Source organism: Massilia aurea, assembly GCF_014200505.1.
Taxonomy (GTDB): domain Bacteria; phylum Pseudomonadota; class Gammaproteobacteria; order Burkholderiales; family Burkholderiaceae_D; genus Telluria; species Telluria aurea_B.
Map to the genome: position 1 here is coordinate 96,947 of NZ_JACHBX010000002.1, position 18,119 is coordinate 115,065.

13 protein-coding genes are annotated in these 18,119 nt (G+C 65.2%); 5 read left to right on the forward strand and 8 right to left on the reverse strand.

Features of this window, described 5'->3' with window-relative positions:
• The first annotated feature begins 12 nt into the window (after nt 1–12).
• Complete coding sequence (locus HD842_RS09810) at nt 13–999, forward strand: helix-turn-helix domain-containing protein (protein ID WP_229424701.1); 987 nt, start codon at nt 13–15, stop codon at nt 997–999.
• Here the strand turns inward: HD842_RS09810 and HD842_RS09815 are convergent.
• From HD842_RS09815 to HD842_RS09840, 6 genes are all read right to left on the reverse strand, one after another.
• Entirely contained in the window at nt 996–2,300 is a 1,305-nt protein-coding gene (locus HD842_RS09815; protein ID WP_183553913.1) for an MFS transporter, read from the reverse strand. The two genes, HD842_RS09810 and HD842_RS09815, sit on opposite strands and share 4 nt — an antisense overlap.
• Entirely contained in the window at nt 2,297–4,609 is a 2,313-nt protein-coding gene (locus HD842_RS09820) for a family 20 glycosylhydrolase (protein WP_183553915.1), read from the reverse strand. Before HD842_RS09820 ends, HD842_RS09815 begins: the two co-directional genes overlap by 4 nt.
• Before the next feature lie 46 nt (nt 4,610–4,655).
• Nucleotides 4,656–7,289, reverse strand: coding sequence for a TonB-dependent receptor (locus tag HD842_RS09825; RefSeq protein WP_183553917.1), 2,634 nt, complete (start codon nt 7,287–7,289; stop codon nt 4,656–4,658).
• 173 nt (nt 7,290–7,462) lie between these two features.
• On the reverse strand, nt 7,463–8,842 hold the full coding sequence (locus tag HD842_RS09830) for an HD-GYP domain-containing protein (protein ID WP_308638323.1): 1,380 nt from the start codon (nt 8,840–8,842) through the stop codon (nt 7,463–7,465).
• 185 nt (nt 8,843–9,027) lie between these two features.
• A complete protein-coding gene (locus HD842_RS09835) occupies nt 9,028–9,681 on the reverse strand; it encodes a hypothetical protein (protein WP_183553919.1) in 654 nt (217 codons plus the stop codon).
• A gap of 167 nt (nt 9,682–9,848) precedes the next feature.
• Nucleotides 9,849–10,991 carry a serine hydrolase domain-containing protein gene (locus tag HD842_RS09840; protein ID WP_183553921.1) on the reverse strand — a complete coding sequence of 381 codons (1,143 nt, stop codon included), beginning with the start codon at nt 10,989–10,991 and terminating at the stop codon, nt 9,849–9,851.
• An 83-nt stretch (nt 10,992–11,074) separates the two neighbouring features.
• Between HD842_RS09840 and HD842_RS09845 the strand changes: the two genes are divergently transcribed.
• Nucleotides 11,075–12,061, forward strand: a complete 987-nt coding sequence (locus HD842_RS09845; RefSeq protein ID WP_183553923.1) for an LLM class flavin-dependent oxidoreductase — start codon at nt 11,075–11,077, stop codon at nt 12,059–12,061.
• Nucleotides 12,062–12,205: 144 nt separating this feature from the next.
• Here HD842_RS09845 and HD842_RS09850 read toward each other — a convergent pair whose 3' ends face one another.
• A complete protein-coding gene (locus tag HD842_RS09850; RefSeq protein ID WP_183553924.1) occupies nt 12,206–14,986 on the reverse strand; it encodes a M16 family metallopeptidase in 2,781 nt (926 codons plus the stop codon).
• Nucleotides 14,987–15,123: 137 nt separating this feature from the next.
• The gene (locus HD842_RS09855) at nt 15,124–16,287 is read right to left on the reverse strand and encodes a PQQ-dependent sugar dehydrogenase (protein ID WP_229424702.1); all 1,164 of its coding nucleotides are present in this window, start codon (nt 16,285–16,287) and stop codon (nt 15,124–15,126) included.
• 159 nt (nt 16,288–16,446) lie between these two features.
• Here HD842_RS09855 and HD842_RS09860 point away from each other — a divergent pair, with 159 nt between their 5' ends.
• Genes HD842_RS09860 through HD842_RS09870 form a run of 3 tightly spaced genes read left to right on the forward strand, consistent with a single transcriptional unit; the run spans nt 16,447 to nt 18,114 of the window.
• Complete coding sequence (locus tag HD842_RS09860; protein WP_183553928.1) at nt 16,447–16,989, forward strand: DUF882 domain-containing protein; 543 nt, start codon at nt 16,447–16,449, stop codon at nt 16,987–16,989.
• A gap of 46 nt (nt 16,990–17,035) precedes the next feature.
• Entirely contained in the window at nt 17,036–17,812 is a 777-nt protein-coding gene (locus tag HD842_RS09865) for a hypothetical protein (RefSeq protein ID WP_183553930.1), read from the forward strand.
• Nucleotides 17,809–18,114 (forward strand): hypothetical protein, encoded by a 306-nt coding sequence (locus tag HD842_RS09870; protein WP_183553932.1) that lies wholly within the window; start codon nt 17,809–17,811, stop codon nt 18,112–18,114. Before HD842_RS09865 ends, HD842_RS09870 begins: the two co-directional genes overlap by 4 nt.
• Nucleotides 18,115–18,119 lie beyond the last annotated feature (5 nt).

Sequence of the window (18,119 nt, forward strand, 5' to 3'; positions counted from 1 at the left end):
ATCAACGCTGTCATGACGATCCGCGATATGCCACCGACCCACGCCGCCCAAGCCGTCCTTACGCACCGCATGTCACCTGCTGCCGCCTGCGTGGCGCCCCGGGTATCGGTGTCGCGTCTGTCGCGCCTGTATGAAGTCATGGACCTGATGCTCGATTCGGTCGGCGACCCGCTGGCCCTGGGCAGCCTGGCCGCATCGGCCAGCTATTCGAGCTACCACTTCGACCGCATCTTCCGTGAACTGACCGGCTTTTCGGCGGTGGAGTACCAGCGCAAGCGGCGCCTGCGCCGCGCCGCGCACCTCCTGCGCCACGAACCAGACGTGCCGGTCGGGCGCATCGCGCAGGATTGCGGCTTTCCGTCCAATGCAGCGTTCGCCAAGGCCTTCCGCCAGCAGTTCGGCATGCCGGCCAAATCCTGGCGCGACGGCGGCTGGCGCATCTATATGGATGCCCAGGTCGGGCGAGAAAGCGATGTCAGTTTCTTTGTCGCCGAGCCGGGCGAACTCACCGCGCTGAACGCCCCTTATTGCGCGCCCGCGCCTGGCAGCGTTGCCGCGCGCGTCACGCTGCGCCAGTTACCGGCCGTGCAGCTGCGCTACCAGCGCTTCTTTGGCCAGTCCGGCGCGGCGCTGTCGCTGGCCTGCAATGCCTTCATCTGCACACAGGAAAGCGCCGGCATGCCACGCGGGGCGCCGTGGTACGGCGTGTTTGACGAAGATCCGGGGTTTACGGGCGAGCGCGAATACTGCTACGACTTCGGCTTCGACGCCGGCGTGCTGGCCGACCCGGGCCTGGGGCTGCGCGTGCTGCCGGCCGGGATGGTGGCGATCCTTGAATTTCACGGCGAGTGGCCGCGCTTTCGGGCGATGTACGAAGACTGGCTCGAACACCAGAGCGTGTGGCGGCTCGATGCGACGCGGCCCCATGTCCAGAAGGTCGCGCGCACCGAAGCTGGCGGCTGGCAGGGCTGGCTGGCCCTGCCGGTCAAGCGGCGCTAGTTGTTCTCCACCGCGTTATCAGGCGCCTCGATGCGCATGAAGCGGCTCAGCACCAGCACCGGCAGCGCCGCTACCAGCACCCACAGAAAGAAATCCCGATAACCGAGCGCCTGCTGGATGTCGCCGCTGATCGTGCGAAACAGCACAAAACCCAGTTGCATGAAGCCGGTCCCCAGCGCGTAGTGCGCCGCCTGATACGGGCCGCTGGCGACCACCTGCATGATGAACAGGATCACGCCAACGAAGCCGAAGCCATAGCCGAACATCTCGAGCCCCAGCGCACTGACGATCAGCGGCATCGAGACGGGCTGCGCGTCGCTCAAGTACCAGAACACCGCATTGGGCAGGTTCATCGCCAGGATCAGCAGTGGCAATGCGCGCTTGAGGCCCAGCCACGCCGTGAAGTAGCCACCCGCAATGCTGCCGATCAAAAAGGCCGCGGTGCCGACCGTGCCATATACCCAGCCCACCTGCGCGGTGGTTAACCCCAGGCCGCCGGCCTCGCGCGCGTCGCGCAGGAACAGCGGGCCGATCGACTGGATCTGCCCCTCCCCGGCGCGAAACAGGATGATGAACAGGATCGCCAGCCAGATCCCGCGCTTGGCAAAGAACGTCTTGAACACGTCGACCAGCGTGGCCTTGACGTCGCGCGCATGACGGATCCGCCCCGCGAGCTTGGGCGTGGCCGGCAGCGCGTGCCAGTGGTACAGGCCCAGCGTCACCATCAGGCAGCCAAGCAGCAGGAACACGACGGTCCAGGCAGAAGCGATGCCGAAGCGCTCTTCGAGTTCGCCCGCCAGGATCAAGAGACCGCCGAGCGAGAGGAATTTGGCGGCGTTGAAGAAAGCGCCCTGCCAGCCCGCATACGCCGCCTGCTCGCGCGCCGTCAGGCTGCTGATATAGATGCCGTCGGCGACGATGTCGTGCGTGCTCGAGGCCAGCGACACGATCGCCAGCAGCGCCAGGCACAGGGCAAACCACATCGGCAGTTGCAGGGCCAGCGCGACCAGGGCCAGGCACGCGCCTCCAAAAATCTGGCAGGTGACAACGGCCATGCGCCGGCTCGGGGCCAGTTCCAGGAACGGACTCCACAGCGCCTTGAAGGCCCAGGCCAGGCCAAGCAGGCCCGTCCAGCGGGCGATCTGGTCGTTCGGTACGCCCATGCTCTTGAGCATCTGTCCGGCGACCAGCGCCACCGCATAGAACGGCAAGCCCTGCGCCAGGTACAGCGTGGGCACCCACGACAGCGGGTGGCGCCGTGGCACATGGTGGACCGGGGCAGCGACCAGCGTCTCGTTCATGGCGATTCCAGATGTAGGGTGACGATGCGGCTCACGCGACCGTGCGTGTCGATGCTGGCCAGTTTCACGATGGCCACGCCGTGCACAGACACCGGGTCGACGTAGCGCGGGCTGGTGGTATCAGGGTCGGCGCCATCGACAGTGTAATGCAGGCCCAGTCCGGGAAAGGCGGTATTCGCCTGCAGCATGCCGTTCTCCACGCGGGCGCCCGGCGGCGGCAGGCGGTAGTGCCAGCCGTGGCGATCGAGCCGCGGCAATTCGCGCCGACCAAGACGGTTGGCGAATTCATTCCAGTCGGGATTCGTGTCCTGCGGCGACCACGCGCGTTCGGCCAGGCCGAGCAGACGTGGCATCGCGAGATACTCGAGCCGCGCGCGTGAGCACACGTTCTCGCCCCAGAGCTGGCCTTGCAGGCCCGTGATGCCGGCGCTCGGCGCCAGATCGAACGCATCGCGCGTGCCGACGAAACCAGCCCAGTAGTAGCCCGGCTCCAGCGGATGCTTGGCGTGGGCGAAATCGAAATACAAACTCGTGGCATTGGCCAGCACGACGTCGAAACCGGCCGCGGCCAGTTCGGTCGCGCAATCGCGTTCGTGCGGCAAGCCGCCGTTGTTCCAGACATAGACATGGAAGTCGCGCCCGGCCTGGCGCCGGTCAGGCGCCAGCACGCCATCGGCACGCGGTGTCAGCGCCGTTTCTTCCCAGCCCGCAAAGGCGATGCCGTGACGCGCCAGGATCGCGCGGCAACGCCCCTGGAAGTCGTCGCGCAACTCGCGCACATCCGTCCAGCCATGCGCGCGCATGCTGGCCTGACAGACGGGCGAACCGACCCAGGCGCCGCCAGGGACTTCGTCGCCGCCGGTGTGCAGCACGGTCAGCGGCACCTCTGCTTCCCGGTACAGCGCTGCCACGGCAGTGACGACGGTATCGATGAAGCGATCGACCGACGGCAGCGCAATGCACATCACGTTGTCATGCCACAGCTGCACCGATTCATAGGCCGACGTGTCGGCCGGATCGCTGAGCAAATACTCGTCGGCGCCGGCAAGGTCACCTGCCGCCACCAGGCGCGCATGCCGCACGCGCATCGCTTCGACCGCCGCGCGCGCGTGTCCGGGCAGATTGAATTCGGGGATGACGTCGATGTGGCGCGCTTTCGCATGGCGCAGGATCGTGACGAACTCGTCGGCTGTATAGAAGCCGCTGCCGCTGGATGCATCGACGGCGGCGCCGGAGCCGAACGACGGTGGCAGACACGATCTGCCCGGATAAGCAACGCCACGCTGCGCGCCGATGGTGGTCAGCTCAGGCAAGGCATCAATCTCCAGGCGCCAGCCTTCGTCGTCGGTCAGGTGAAAATGGAAGCGGTTGAGTTTATACGCGGCCATGCAGTCGAGCAGGCGCAGCACGGTGTCGACGCTGGAAAAGTGACGGGCAACGTCGAGCATCATGCCGCGGTAGGCGTAGCGCGGCGCATCCTGCACCGCGCCCAGCGGCAGCACGCCATTGGGCGAGACCAGCTGCGCCAGGCTTTGCAGGCCGTTGAAGACGCCGTGCGCGCTGGCGCCCGTGAGCGCCACGTGCTGCGCATCGATGTCGAGCGAATACGCTTCATCGCCGGCTTCAGTCACCGGTCCGATGGCGAGCGTCACCACGCCCTCACCCGGCGGCAGGTCGGCCAGCAGCGCGCGCAAAAACCGCACTTCGTTGTCCAGCCCTGCCCCATGCACGACCGCCGCGTCGCGTCCCAGCCGGTACTGGCCGCCAGTGAAATGTGCTGCCCGTGGACGCGGCGTGATGCGCCCGACCTCGTCCTCGGGCAGGGTCGACAACGCCGCATTCTGCGCAAAACGCCAGGCCGCATCGGCGGTGGGCACCGCGTCGCCCCGGTTGCGCTGGCGCTGCTCTGGCCGCGCGAACGGCGCGATGACCGGGTCGCCCAGGTCAACGGCCGCCCCGCCCTGCCCCGGCAGCAAATAAAAGCCCAGCGGCGCATCGGTGATGCTGATCGCCCAGTGCAGCGCTTCGTAGTCCAGCGTGTGTGTCTGCCCCGGCATCCAGGCGTCGCCACCCGGCATCGACAGTGCGAACAGGTCGCCATTGACGTGCGCGATGGCGTAGCCGGCACTGACCGTCTCGGCCAGGATCTTGCGGCAGGTGTTGAAGCACAGCGTCCAGCCAGGCGCGATGGGCGCATCGCCATCGTTGCGCAGCACCAGGCGCGCGGCAAACGCGTCGTCGCGTATGAAATTGCTCAGGCACTCCCAGGCGATGTGGATCGCCGGGCCGCCATCGGATCGGTCCGTCATGGGTGTCCAGGTGAAGGCGGGGCGGCCATCGCCGCCCCTGGGCTGATTACAGCTTGCCGCGCAGGCCGAGGTAGAAGGTACGGCCGTTCGAGTAGAAGGCGCGTGGCCGGTCCTCGTTTTCGGCGTACATCTTGATGGTCTCGTTGGTGAGATTGAGCGCGTCGAACGTGAGCGTGAAGCGTTCGCTCAGCTTGACGTTGACGGAGCCGGCCAGCGACGGCATGTCGTCCACGTGCTGGCTCGCGCCACGGTCCACGCCTGCCTTGTACTTCGAGCGCCAGTTGTAGGCCAGGCGCGCCGAGAAGCGTTCGTTCTCGAAGTAGCCGGTCACGTTGTAGGTGTTGCGCGACGAGTTGATGAGTTCACCGCCATCGTCGAGCTCACCATCGGCGAACGTGTAGTTGACCAGGAAGCCGAAGTCACGCGCCACCGGCTGCTGCCAGCTCAGCTCCACCCCGCGATTGCGCCCGCTCGTGTTGTACGGCGACGTGATCTGGTACTCGGTCAGCGTGCTGCGCTTGTTGTTGTAATAGGTGCCGGTCGACGTGCCCTGCGCCACGATCGAGCGCAAGTCCATGTAGAACAGGCCCGCCGACAGCAGCGCCTTTGGCGCGTAATACCACTCGGCGCCGATGTCGAAGTTGGTCGAGCGCACCGGTTCCAGATTGACGTTGCCGCCGTTGCCACTCAGCGCGTCGTCGTTGAGTGACACCGAGCCGCCCAGCGCGCTGTAGTCGGGACGCGCGATGGTCTTGGCCAGCGCCGTGCGCAGCACCAGGTCGGGCGTCACGTTGTACTTCAGGTTGGCGCTTGGCAGGTAGTCGCGGTAGGTGCGCTTGAACGTCGTCGGCGTGTAGGCGCCGAAGGCCGAACCGGTGATCGGCGCCGGGCCGCCCGGCAGGTTGACAATCGTGTTTTGGCGCGTCTCAACGGCGCGCAGGCCGACATTGCCGCTCCAGCCATCGCCACCGAAGTCGACCATGCCGTACAGCGCCGCCGTCTTCTCGGCCACTTCGAATTCGTTCATCCAGTTATGGCGCAGCACGTAGTCGAGCAGGCGGTTGCCGGGGATCGCACCCCACGCGCCCAGCGCCGCGCCGTCGTACTTGAAGTAGTTCGATGCGAGATTGCCGCCCAGGTCATTGGCGAAGTCGCTCGGGTACAGCTGGCCGTTCCAGGCCGGGCCCGGATTGGAAAAGCCCAGCGGGCCGGGGCGGGTTTCCAGCGGATGCTCGGCATTGCGCTGGTGGTCGGTCCAGCGCGCGCCGAAGCGCACGGCCTGGAAGGTCGGATTGTCCAGGCGCAGCTCGCCGTCGACCTGCGCGTACTGTTCCTTGTCCACCGACTGCGATTCGCCGCCGCCGGCCCACGCGGTCGAACCAGGCGAGACCGTGTTGCCGCCGGGGTAGCTGACCGATGCAGGCGAGAGGCCGTTCAAGCCATACACCATGCCGCCATCGACATTGTTCTGATAGTAGACGTCGTCGCGGTCCCAGCCCACGCCGTGCGTCTTGCCGAGCTTGCCCGAGAGCGAGAAGCGCTCGTTGACGCGCCACTTGCCGTTGAAGTCCAGGTACCACGATTCGCCGCCCGCATCCGGGCGATAGATATTATCGACCTCGCCCGCGTTGCGCGTGAACCCGGCCCCCACCATCGTGTTGTTGCGCACGACCGGGTTCATTGGAATCAGGTTCAGGCTGTTGATCGAGTTGGCCGGCGCGGCCAGCCAGTTGGTGTTCTGGTGCGGCGCTTCGAGCTTCGAATAGAAGCCGTTGACGTCCAGCGTCAGGTCGCGGTTCGGGCGCACCTCAATGTCGAAAGCCCCACCTTCGCGCTTCTTCTCCTGCTCGAACAATGCGGCGCCGATGAAGGTCGGCACGACCACACCGGTCAGCGCAGGATTGGCGAGCGCCGCCGCGCTGGTCGCGCTGATCGGGGTGTAGCCGAGGATTTCCTGGCCATCGCGCCGCACGGATGATTTTTCGGAGAACCCCTGGATCAGGATGCCGGCCGTATTGGCGGCGTTCTTCCAGTTCACGAGACCCGACAGATGCGGCTTGGTCTCGCCGGACAAATCATTGTAGTTGGCCTGGACCGAGCCTTCGACGGTGAGCTGCTGACGGAAGTCGAGCGGGCGACGCGTGATGACGTTGATGGCGCCGGAGACGCCGCCTTCGACCAGGTCGGCGGTCGGGCTTTTCTGGACGACGATCGAACCGACCAGCTCGGACGGCAGCAGCGAGAAGCTGCTGGAGCGGCCGACATTGCCGCCGATTTGGTTCAGCACGAACCAGTCGCCGGTGCTGATCGCGTGGCCGTTGAACAGCGTCTGCTGCAGGCTCGGGCTGGTGCCGCGCAGGCTGACGCGGTCGTTCTCGCCAAAGCCGCCTTCGCCGCCGGCGGACGATTGCGTGTTCACGCCGGGCAGGCGCTGGATGGCATCGGCCACGTTTTTATCGGGCATCTTGCCGATGTCTTCGGCCGTGACCACCTCGACGACGGCGTCGCTGTCGCGCTTCTGGCGCAGCGACTGTTCGAGCGCGGCGCGCACGCCCGTCACCACCACGGTCTGCGGCGCCAGCACCGGCGCTTCCTGCGCGCCCGCCCCGCTCATCGCCAGGATTGTCACCGCCGCTGCGATCGCGGTCCGCTGATACTGCCGTGCCTTCAACTCATTCATGTGCGCTCCAAACCAGGTTGGCCATCGGGTGTTGGAGCCAGTCCCAAGCAATCCGGACAGGCTCTCAGTGAGCGCATTGTGGTGGCATCCGGGATGCCATGTTTGTCAAATCTTGCTATCCGGAAGAGGAATTCATCATGCTGACATGTGACTGTGGCAGGGAGCGCTTCGCTTCAAGGCGCCGGAAACGGTACCAGCGCCAGCCCGCGCTTGAGCGCATCGAAGCAGGCCGGGTCGAGCGCGGTGCCCACGGTCTTTTCCATCATCTCGAGCGCCTGCGGGATCGGGATCGCGCCGCGGTATGGGCGCTCGGCGGTGATGGCGTCGAAAATGTCGGCGGTGGTGATGATGCGTGTTTCGAGCCGGATGTCGTCAGCATGCAGGCCGCGTGGGTAGCCATTGCCGTCGAGCCGCTCGTGGTGGGCACCGGCAATCGACGCCAGTTCGGCAAACGCCGCGATGCGGCCCAGGATCGTTTCGGTGTACTCGGCGTGCTGGCGCACGGCGGTCCATTCGTCGCGGTCGAGCGAGCCCGCCTTGTCGAGTACGCTATTGCTCACGCCCAGCTTGCCGACATCGTGCAGCAGCGCGCCACGCTTGAGCCAGCGGCGCCGCTGCGCCGACAGCCCGAGCGCCTCGCCGATCATGTCGGTGTACAGCGCCACGCGTGCGCTGTGGCCGCTCGTGTACGGGCTCTTGGCGTCAACCACCTGGCCGAAGGCGGTGGCGATATCGTCGAGGTAGTCTTCGTCGAGCGCGACTTCGTGGCCAGCCGGCTCCAGTGCGAACACGGCGCGGTCCAGGTCGGGCGCGGCCAGCTTGCGCCAGAAGGCATCCTCCAGCGCGACCTGCTCGAACGCCGCGACCAGCCGCGGATCGAACCAGCTGCCGGCGCGCGCGGTCGCTTCGTGCAGCGCAGCCTCGCGTCCGCCATCGGTGTGGAACACGTCGATCACTTGCGCCAGCAGCGCGATGCGCGCGTACACGGGGATTGCGTCGCCCGCAAGCTGGGCCGGCTTGCCCTTGCCATTCACGTGTTCATCGAGCGAATAGATGCCTTCGGCCACGCCTTCCGGAAAGCGCAGCAGGCGCGCGATGTCGGCGCCGCGCTGGCAGCGGGTGGCGATGAGGCCCTGCGCGATCTCGGGGCCGTCACGCAGGATGGTCATCACGCTGCGGAACCGCTCGGCCAGGCCGGCTTTCAGGCCGGTGTGCTTGAGCACGAAACCGAGCACCTGCGGCAGGCTGTCACCCACCGTCTTGAAGCTGCGCTTGAAGTCGAGATCGTCCGTCAGGTACAGCTCGCAGATACGGGCCGCATTGCTGCTGCAACCGAGGTCTTTCAGCAGCAGCGTGTAATACAGTTCCCACAACTGGTCGTCGTTCAGGCCGGCGACACGGCCGATATGCATCCCGATCCAGCAGCAGCGCACACAGTGGCCAGCCGGCTGGCCTTCAGTGATGTCGAGCGCATAGCTCAACGCGCCAATCAGCTCGGAGAGCTTCATGGCGCTGGGGGCCAGCATCTCCTGCGGCGCGTCGGGGTGCATCATAATTAGTTCCGTATGGCAATAATTATGAATGGTACGCCACAACCTCCGTGGAAAATCACCAGCCCCATAATATTGACAACGGATGCGGCGTGGATACCACAGACAAAACGACAACACCGGCGCGAGGCCGGTGTTGTGCTGGTGGCGGCTAAGCCACCCTTATTGCTGACGCATTGCTGGTGCTATCAATAACCGCGGCCGGTGGTGCCGGTGGTGCCTGTACCGGTGGTGCCCGTACCAGTGGTGCCGGTACCGGTGCCGGTGGCACCCGTGGTGCCGGTGCCTGCTGCACCGCTGGTGCTGCCGGTCACGCCGGTCGTGCCATTGCCCATCGTACCGGTCATGCCGGTGGTGCCAGTCGCGCCGCTGGTGCTGCCCGTCACGCCGGTGGTACCAGTGGTACCGGTAGCACTGCCGGTCACACCGGTCATGCCGCTGTTACCCATTGCGCCGCTGGTGCTGCCGGTCACACCCGTGGTGCCGCTGGTCCCGGTACGGCCCGTGGTGCCGACCGTACCCGCGCGGCTGTCAACGACGCCTGCCGAGCCGGTGGTGCCGGTCATCGGATTGGTGCTGCTGCGGCGATCGTTTTGCGGGGTCATGCTGCTGGTGCCGGTGGCGCTCATCGACGAGCGGCCCGTCGCATCCTGCATGCTGCTGCCGGTCTGGCTACCGACCTGGCCCGACGTGCCTGCCATGCCAGTACCGGTGGTGCCCGTTGCGGTGCCGGTGCGGCCGGCCGTGCCTGCCGTGGCGCCCGTTTGTGCATGGACTGCAGTAGCGCCCAGCATGGCAACTGTCAGCGATGCGCCGATCATTCCTTTGAGTAGCTTGTTCATGGTGTTCTCCTGAATATGTTTTGTAGTGCGTACTCGACACATCAGTGCGTCAAGTCAGGCATTCAGTGTAGGTCGACAGCAGATATGGGCGCGCACAGTACCGCGCGGAAACATTAATCGTCGCCCAACGTCATCTATTTTGCGCGCAATTGCACGCATTTTTTCGTTTATTGTTGAGCTGATAATACAGCTTCTGCCGACAGCGTTCCGAGCTCGGCATAGAGCGGCAGGATGCTGTTGCGGTCGTCCGGATACACCCGGTTGGACAGGAAAACATAAAAACTTTGCGACTGTGGGTCGATCCACAGGATGCAGCCGGTAAAGCCCGTATGTCCGTAGCTGCCGAGCCGGTAATGCCGGCCCCGTGGCCGACGTGCAAATGGTGAATCGATGTCCATACCCATGCCGCGCAGCGCGGCGATGCCTGGTGGCGACTGCGCGGTGCACAGCAGGCGCACGCTGTCGGGATGCAGCACGCGCACGCCATCGAGTTCACCGCCCGCAAGCAGCATGCGGGCAAAGCGCGCGACATCCCGCGCGGTCGAGAACACGCCGGCCGAGCCGGCCACGCCGCCAATCCGGCGCACGGTCGGATCATGCACGTGGCCTTGCAGCACAGCGCCGGGCGCCAGGCCACGCTGTGCTTTCGACAGCACCGCGTTTGCATCCACCGCACCGCGCTGGGTGGGCGCGATCGTCCGCCCGTCGCCGCGCGCCAGCGGCCGATAGCCGGTGTCCTGCATGCCCAGTGGCGCAAAGATGCGCTGCTCGGCAAACGCATCGAGCGGCATGCCAGCCACGCGTTCGATGATCAGGCCAAGCAGGATGTAATTGATGTCGGAGTAACGAAAGACACTGCCCGGCACATGCGTCACACGCTCGAGCGAGGCCAGCAGCAACGCCGCCTCCCTGCCCTCCCACGCGGGAATGGCCGGCAACCCGGCCAGCAGACCCGACGTGTGGGTCAGCAACTGGCGCACCGTGATCGCATCCTTGCCGCCGCCCGCGCACTCGGGAAGGTAGCGCAGCAGCGGCGCTTCGAGGTCGATCTGGCCGGCCTCGTGCAGCAGCAGGATCGCCGGCGCCGTCACCAGCACCTTGGTCAGCGAGGCGACGTCAAACACGGTGCCCACGGTGACCGGCGCCGCAGCCGGCCCGAAGTCGAGTCGCCCATACGCGCGCTCGGCATGTGCGGCGCCGCGTTCGAGCCGATACACGGCGCCGGGCAGCGAGCGGGCCGCGATGGCGGCGCCGATGGCAGCGTCGATTGCCGCCAGATGATGCCCGTTGAAGCCTTGTTGCACGCTCATGACGACATCTTGTATTGACAAGCGGCCAGTGCAGTTTTGGGCACCCTTGCACGCGTTTTTTCGCATCGGCGTATCATTGTTCCATGATCCCTTTATCGATACTCGACCTCTCGCCGATCGTTCAAGGCAGCGATGCGGCAACTTCCTTCAAAAGCTCCCTCGACCTCGCCCAGCATGGCGAACGCTGGGGCTACAACCGTTACTGGCTGGCCGAACACCACGGCATGCTAGGCATTGCGAGCGCCGCCACGGCGGTACTGATCGCCCATGTGGCGGCCGGCACGTCCACGATCCGCGTGGGCGCCGGCGGCATCATGCTGCCGAATCATTCACCACTCGTGATCGCCGAACAATTCGGCACGCTTGCGTCACTCCATCCGGGCCGGATCGACCTGGGCCTGGGCCGCGCGCCTGGCTCCGACCATACCACGGCGCGCGCGCTGCGCCGCAACCTGGCATCGGACGCCGACGAGTTCCCGCAGGACGTCGTGGAACTGATGGATTACTTCGCCGGCTCAAGCCGCCGGCAGGTGCTGGCCGTACCGGGCGCAGGCCTGGACGTGCCGCTGTGGATTCTCGGTTCGAGCCTGTTCGGCGCTCAACTGGCGGCGCACCTGGGCCTGCCGTATGCATTCGCGTCGCACTTCGCGCCGCAGATGATGATGCAGGCGATCGACATGTACCGCAGTAACTTCCGTCCTTCGGCGCAGCTGGCCGAGCCGTACGTCATGCTCGGTTTCAATGTGTTCGCGGCCGATACCGACGAAGAAGCGCATCTGCTGGCCACGTCGATGCAGCAGGCGTTTGTCGCGCTGCGCACGGGCAATCCAGGCAAACTCAAGCCGCCTGTCAGCGGCTACCTGGAGGCGCTGGACACGCCCGAGCGCATGATGCTCGACAGCGTACTGGCCTGCTCGGCGATCGGCTCGCGCGACACCGTGGCCGCCCAGCTGCACGCGTTCATCGACAAGGCCAAGCCGGACGAGATGATGATCACGTCGCAGATCTACGACCACGCCGCCCGCCTGCACGCGTACGAAATCACGGCCGATATCCGGCGCAACAGCTGACACCAGCACTGATTATCTGGCGCTAACGTAGGGTGGACGGCTATGCCGTCCACGCGTTCAAACCAACCGGATTTCGTGGCGCACCAACGATTGTTGAACGCGTGGACGGAGAACCCGTCCACCCTACGTCCTGGCGCCAGACGACTACAACGGCTTGCCATCCGCATCAATGCGGCGCACCTCGCCCAGGTTCAGCGCGCGCACGTCCTTCTCGACCTTGCTCATGTCCCCCACGACGACCCACACCAGGCGATCGGTCAGGAAGCTGCGCGAGGCGAGGGTGTTGGCCTGCTCGGGCGTGAGCGCCAGCGCCTTCTCGGTGTAGGTGTTGTAGTAGTCGTCCGGCAGGCCGTATTGCACGATGGTCGTGTAGGCGCCGCCCAGCTGGCCGGCCGTCTCGAAGCTGCCCGGCAGGCGCAGCGTACGGTTGTCCTGCGCGAATTTCAGCTCGGCGCCGGTGATCTGGCGCTCACCCGCCACGCCCTTGTATTCGCGCACCAGTTCCTTGAGCGCGTCGCCGGTCTTGTCGGTCTGCACCGGCGAAATGCTCATGAACGTGCGCTGGCCGACGGCCGGCTGCACCAGGCTGCGTACGCCATACGACCAGTGCTTGTCTTCGCGCAGGTTCATGTTGATGCGCGAGCTGAAGGTGCCACCGAACACGTCGTTGACGATTTCCAGCGGCAGCGACTCGGGGCTGTTGCGCGGCGATGCCAGTTGCGCGCCGACGATCACGCTTTGCAGCGCGCCCGGCCGGTCGATCAGGTACACGAGCGGCTTGGTCGGTGCAGGCACGGTGGCAATCACTTTCTTCGGCACCTCGCCGCCCTTCCAGCCGCCGAACGTTTTCTCGAGCATCGGCGTGATCTCGGCCAGCGTCGTGTCGCCCACGACCAGCAGCGTCGCGTTGTTCGGCTTGAACCACGTCGCGTGGTAATTGGCAAGGTCGCCCCGGGTCATGCGGCCCACGGCATCCTCGGTACCATTGGCGGTGCGCGCATACACGTGGCCTTCGCCATACATCAGCGCCGGCACGACGCGCAGCGCGATGCCCTGCGGATCGACTTTCTCGCGTGCGATCGCGGCCAGACGGTCTTTCTGCAGGCGCGCGAATTCGTTCTGGGGGAACGCCGGATTGCGCACCAGGTCCGCGTACAGGCCGAGCGCCTGCGGCAGCGTCGCCTTGAGCGCATTCATGCCGACAAAGGCGCCATCGAGATTGATGCTGGCGCCAAAGGTCGCGCCCAGGCGTTCGAGTTCTTCGCCGATCTCGAGCGACTTGCGCGTGGCCGTGCCTTCTTCGAGCATGCGCAGCGTGAGGCTGGCCACGCCCGGCAAGGCGGTGCTGTCGGCGGCGTAACCGCTGTCGACCATCATCTGCAGATTGACGACCGGCGCCTCATGGCGCTCGGCCAGCACCACCTTCAGACCGTTGGACAGCGTGATGCGCTGCATCGGCGGCAATTTGAGGGACATCGCCTTGCCGGCGACCGGCTCCTTGCTGCGATCGAGCCCCGTATCGGTGGCGGCCAGGCCGGTCGGGAACGGATCGATCTGCAGCACGTAGTCGCCGTCGCTGAGCCAGTCGTTCATCGCCTTTTTCACCGTGGCGGGCGTGGCGTCCTTGATGCGCTGCAGATAGACCTTGTAGCAGTCCGGATTGCCGGTAAAGGTCTGGCACGAGGCCAGCAGGTCGCTCTTGCCGCCGAAGCCACCAACGCGCTCGATCATGCGCGTGTACTGCGCCAGGATGGTGGTCTTGGCCAAGCGCAGCTCGGCGTCCGTCGGGCCGCTCTTCATCAGCGCGCGCAATTCGTCGTCGGCAGCCTGCTCCATCTTTTTCACGTCGGCGCCGGGACGGGCCGTCAGCGTCATGTCGAACTGGCCGCCGATTTCCGACGCATCGTCGCTCGCGGTCGCGCTGGTGGCCAGCTGATCCTTGTAGACGAGGCGCTTGTACAGGCGCGACGTCTTGCCGCCACCCAGCACGCGCGCGCCCAGGTCGAGCAGCGCTTCTTCGGGCGTGTTCGCGCCCGGTACGTTCCAGGTACGGTAGATGCGCGTTTGCGGCACGCGGTCCTGCGCCAGCGTGCGGTGCGTGCCGGTGCGCTTGGCGATCCAGGCATCGTGCTTGGCCAATGGCGGGCCTGGGGGAATCGCGCCGTAGTATTGCTCGACTTTCTTGCGCGCTTCTTCCGGCGAGATGTCACCCGACAGCACCAGCACCGTGTTGTTCGGGCCGTAGTTCTGCTTGAACCAGTCCTGCACGTCCGTCATCGAGGCCGCATCGAGGTCGGCCATCTTGCCGATCACGGTCCAGGAATACGGGTGGCCGACCGGATAGGTGTTTTCGACCAGCAGCTCGTAGGCGATGCCGTAGGGCTGGTTCTCGCCCTGGCGCTTTTCGTTCTGCACGACGCCGCGCTGGATATCGAGTTTGGTCTTGTCGACCGTGCCCAGCAAATAACCCATGCGGTCGCTCTCGGCGAACAGCGCATAGTCGAGCATCGAGGTCGGCACGTTCTGGAAGTAATTCGTGCGGTCCTGGCTGGTAGTGCCGTTCAGGTCAGTCGCGCCGACCTGCTCCATCGCATTCAGATAGGTCTTCTTGAAGTTGTCGCTGCCGCTGAACATCAGGTGTTCGAACAGGTGGGCAAAGCCGGTCTTGCCCCGCTGCTCGTTTTTCGAGCCGACGTGGTACCAGGTATTCACGGCCACCACTGGCGTTTTGCGGTCTTCGTGCACCAGCACGGTCAAGCCGTTCTTCAGCGTGAACTTGGTGTACTTGATGTCCGGGATCGGAATGTCGGGCGTGCTGGCGAGGGCGGCAGGCGCAGCTTTCGGTGCAGCCTGTACTGTGGACACGCCGAACATCAGCGCAAGCGCTGCCGCGAGGTAAGTGGTGCGACGAACGAGAACTGCCATGCTGCGCCTCCTGAATGGGTCGGGAAAGAACCATTCTAGGCACGTTTCAGTTAGTCAACAAACAAAACAGCATATGCATGTCTCGCGGAACGACAAACCATGCGCAGCGCATCGTGCGCCACATATGGTGCATGATTTTACTTCGGCACGATGCGCAGCAGCGTGCCCTTGGCTTCATCGGTCAGCACGTACAACTGGCCATCGGGGCCCTGGCGCACATCGCGCACGCGCTGGCCGACCGGAATCCGCTCTTGCGCCGTGACCTTGCCGGCGGCATCAAGCCCCACGCGGCGTACGTCCTTGCCGGCCAGACTACCGCTGAACAGGCTGCCCTGCCACTGCGGGAACGCCTTGCCGGTGTAGAAGGCCAGGCCCGACGGCGCGGGCGACGGGGTCCAGACGACGATCGGCTGCACCGTGCCCGGCACGACCTTCTTGCCGATCGGCTCGCGCGTCGTGTAATCGAGCGCGTAGCTCTGCAGCGGCCAGCCGTAGTTGTTGCCCGCTTCGATCAGGTTGATCTCGTCGCCGCCGCGCGAACCGTGCTCGCTGGCCCAGACGTGGCCGGTTTTCGGGTCGAGCGCCAGGCCCTGCACGTTGCGGTGGCCGTGGCTATGGATTTCGGTCAGGCGGATCGGTTGCGCTTCGGCTGCGCCGATGCCGACCGGCTTGCCGGCGTCGGTCAGGTGCAGGATCTTGCCCTGGTGCGTGGCCAGGTTCTGCGCCTGGTCGCGCGCGAGCATCTTGCCCACGCGCTGCGGCGTGTTGCCGCCATCGCCAATGCTCATCAGCAGCGTGGTATCGGGCAGGAACAGAATGCGCGAGCCGAAGTGCTCGCCGCCGTTCTTGGCTTGCCTGACGGAGAACACCTTCCTGATGCCGGTGACGCGCTTGCCATCGAACGTGCCCATCACCAGCGCCGTGCGGTTGCTGGCGTCGGTGCCGCTGGCCATCGTCATGTAGATGCGGGGATTGGTCTTGTCACCGGGGTGGACCGCGATATCGAGCAGGCCGCCCTGCCCGCCCACGAACAGGTTCGGCAGCGGGTCCATCTTCACCTGCTGGAACGTCTTGCCATTGAGCATATGCAGCGTGCCGCCCTTGCCCGTGACGAGCATGCGGCCATCAGGCAACCAGGCCATGCCCCAGCCTTGTGGCACGCCGGTGGCGACGGTTTCCAGTTGCCAGCCTTTGGCCAGTGGCGGCTTGTCGACCGGCGTGACTTCCTGGGTCTGCGCAGCGCTCGCCGACTGGACCAGTACGAATACGAGCGTGGCGTGCAAAACCCGGTTTTTACGCATGAATTTTGCGTCCGTACTCGGCATAAGCAAATCTCTCAAAAACAGTTAAATACTTGACATCGTAGCTGAAATGTCGCGATTTTCTGCACATTGTCTGCACGAATGCGGCAAATGGCGTATCATCGATTGCTCACTGAACCAGCGCAAGGACTCCCTTCAATGATTCAACGACGTACCATCCTCAAAAGCGGTCTCCTCCTCGCAGCATCCTCCCTCAGCCTTCCTACCCTTGCCAAAAATTCATCGATTGCCACCGGCGATTGCTGTCTGCGTTTCTACAATACGCACACGGGTGAAAAGCTGACGAGCACGTTCTGGGCGCAGGGTGAATTCATCCCCGATGCGCTGGGCGACATCAACAAGGTGCTGCGCGACCACCGCACCAACAAGATTGCGGACATCGATCCCGAACTGCTGCTGCTGCTCGGCCAGCTCAATGGCAAGCTTGGCAACAGCAAAGAATTGCACATCATTTCGGGCTACCGCGCGCCGGAATCGAATGCGTTCCTGCGTGGCCATGGCAGCGGTGGCGTCGCCAAGCGTAGCCTGCACATGGAAGGCAAGGCCATCGACATCCGCCTGCCGGGCACCGACCTGCGCAATCTGCAAAAAGCGGCCATGTCGCTCCAGGGCGGCGGCGTCGGCTATTACGACAGCTCGCAGTTCGTCCACATGGATACCGGCCGCGTGCGGTATTGGTAATCGGTTGATGCGGCCGTCCATCGTCCGTGTCGTTGCCGGACTGGCCATGAGCGGCCTGTTCGCGGCTGCAGGCCTGCCGGCGCATGCCGCCGGCCAGAGCACCGTCACCGTCAAGTCCACCCGCGACCCGGTCGACAAGTCATACCGCAAAATGATCCGCGGCATGGAACGCTTCGAGCGCGAGCGCGCCTTCGCGCCGAACGCCTCCCTGCGCTTCCAGTTGCTGCCGCGCCTGCCGAACGTCGACATGCGCGGCATCACGCTGCGCGTGGCGGGCGATACGGTATCGGTGCCCGTCCCCGTTGATGAGAACAATTTCTTTGTCCTGCCGCGCAACGCGCAAGCCTTGCAGGAAGACGCTGCCGTGCTCGCCAGTCGCAAGACGGCCAGCATGACCTGGCGCGCACGCATCGAAACGCCGGGTGTCCCGGCCGGCATGCGCCGCCTGGGTGACCTGCGCCTGGAATGCCGTGTGGGTAAGGAAGCTGGTCTCGTCTCCAACAGCTCGCCGCTATTCGGCTGGATCTCGGATGCGCTCGACTCGCCTGAAGGCGTCTGCACGAGCCCGGATGGCAATTACCTGTTTTTCGCCGAGCGCCCGATCTTCGCGGTCACGCTGCGCGCCGGTGAACGCAGTGAAACGCTGCCGTTTTCGATGTTGTATGCCGGCGGCGACCAGACGCCCGACATGCTGCCGTTCTGCGATTGCCAGGTACTGCTCGACCGCACCTATTACGTGCCGTTATGGGATGCCAGCTGGCCGGATGACACGCTCGTTGAATTTACGTACATGATCGATCCACCAGCCGAGGTGACGCCATGAGGGCGCTTCTAGTCCTGTGCATTGCGCTGCTGGCCGGCTGCGCCACACAGAATGCCGCGCCGCCCGGCGCGCAAGTGCCGGCCGAGCACCTGCAACAGACTGTCGTGGCCGGCCAGACCACCAAGGCGCAGTTGCTGGCCGCATTTGGGCCGACGAAAAATGTGCGCTTCGACAGTGGTTTTGAAACTTGGGTCTACCAGTCACCGGCGGGCGCTGGCCAGTTTGCCGAGTTCGTCGTGCTGATCGACCCGGCCGGCGTGGTCGCAAAAACACGTACCCGCGCGCCGGTCCCGGCACGCTGATCGTT

Bases quoted from the DNA above. Each gene is read 5' to 3' on its own strand.
- HD842_RS09840 (WP_183553921.1), bottom strand. From the start codon at position 10,991: ATGAGCGTGCAACAAGGCTTCAACGGGCATCATCTGGCGGCAATCGAC.
- HD842_RS09815 (WP_183553913.1), bottom strand. From the start codon at position 2,300: ATGAACGAGACGCTGGTCGCTGCCCCGGTCCACCATGTGCCACGGCGC.
- HD842_RS09850 (WP_183553924.1), bottom strand. From the start codon at position 14,986: ATGGCAGTTCTCGTTCGTCGCACCACTTACCTCGCGGCAGCGCTTGCG.
- HD842_RS09870 (WP_183553932.1), top strand. From the start codon at position 17,809: ATGAGGGCGCTTCTAGTCCTGTGCATTGCGCTGCTGGCCGGCTGCGCC.
- HD842_RS09810 (WP_229424701.1), top strand. From the start codon at position 13: ATGACGATCCGCGATATGCCACCGACCCACGCCGCCCAAGCCGTCCTT.
- HD842_RS09825 (WP_183553917.1), bottom strand. From the start codon at position 7,289: ATGAATGAGTTGAAGGCACGGCAGTATCAGCGGACCGCGATCGCAGCG.
- HD842_RS09845 (WP_183553923.1), top strand. From the start codon at position 11,075: ATGATCCCTTTATCGATACTCGACCTCTCGCCGATCGTTCAAGGCAGC.
- HD842_RS09855 (WP_229424702.1), bottom strand. From the start codon at position 16,287: ATGCGTAAAAACCGGGTTTTGCACGCCACGCTCGTATTCGTACTGGTC.
- HD842_RS09835 (WP_183553919.1), bottom strand. From the start codon at position 9,681: ATGAACAAGCTACTCAAAGGAATGATCGGCGCATCGCTGACAGTTGCC.
- HD842_RS09860 (WP_183553928.1), top strand. From the start codon at position 16,447: ATGATTCAACGACGTACCATCCTCAAAAGCGGTCTCCTCCTCGCAGCA.
- HD842_RS09820 (WP_183553915.1), bottom strand. From the start codon at position 4,609: ATGACGGACCGATCCGATGGCGGCCCGGCGATCCACATCGCCTGGGAG.
- HD842_RS09865 (WP_183553930.1), top strand. From the start codon at position 17,036: ATGAGCGGCCTGTTCGCGGCTGCAGGCCTGCCGGCGCATGCCGCCGGC.
- HD842_RS09830 (WP_308638323.1), bottom strand. From the start codon at position 8,842: ATGATGCACCCCGACGCGCCGCAGGAGATGCTGGCCCCCAGCGCCATG.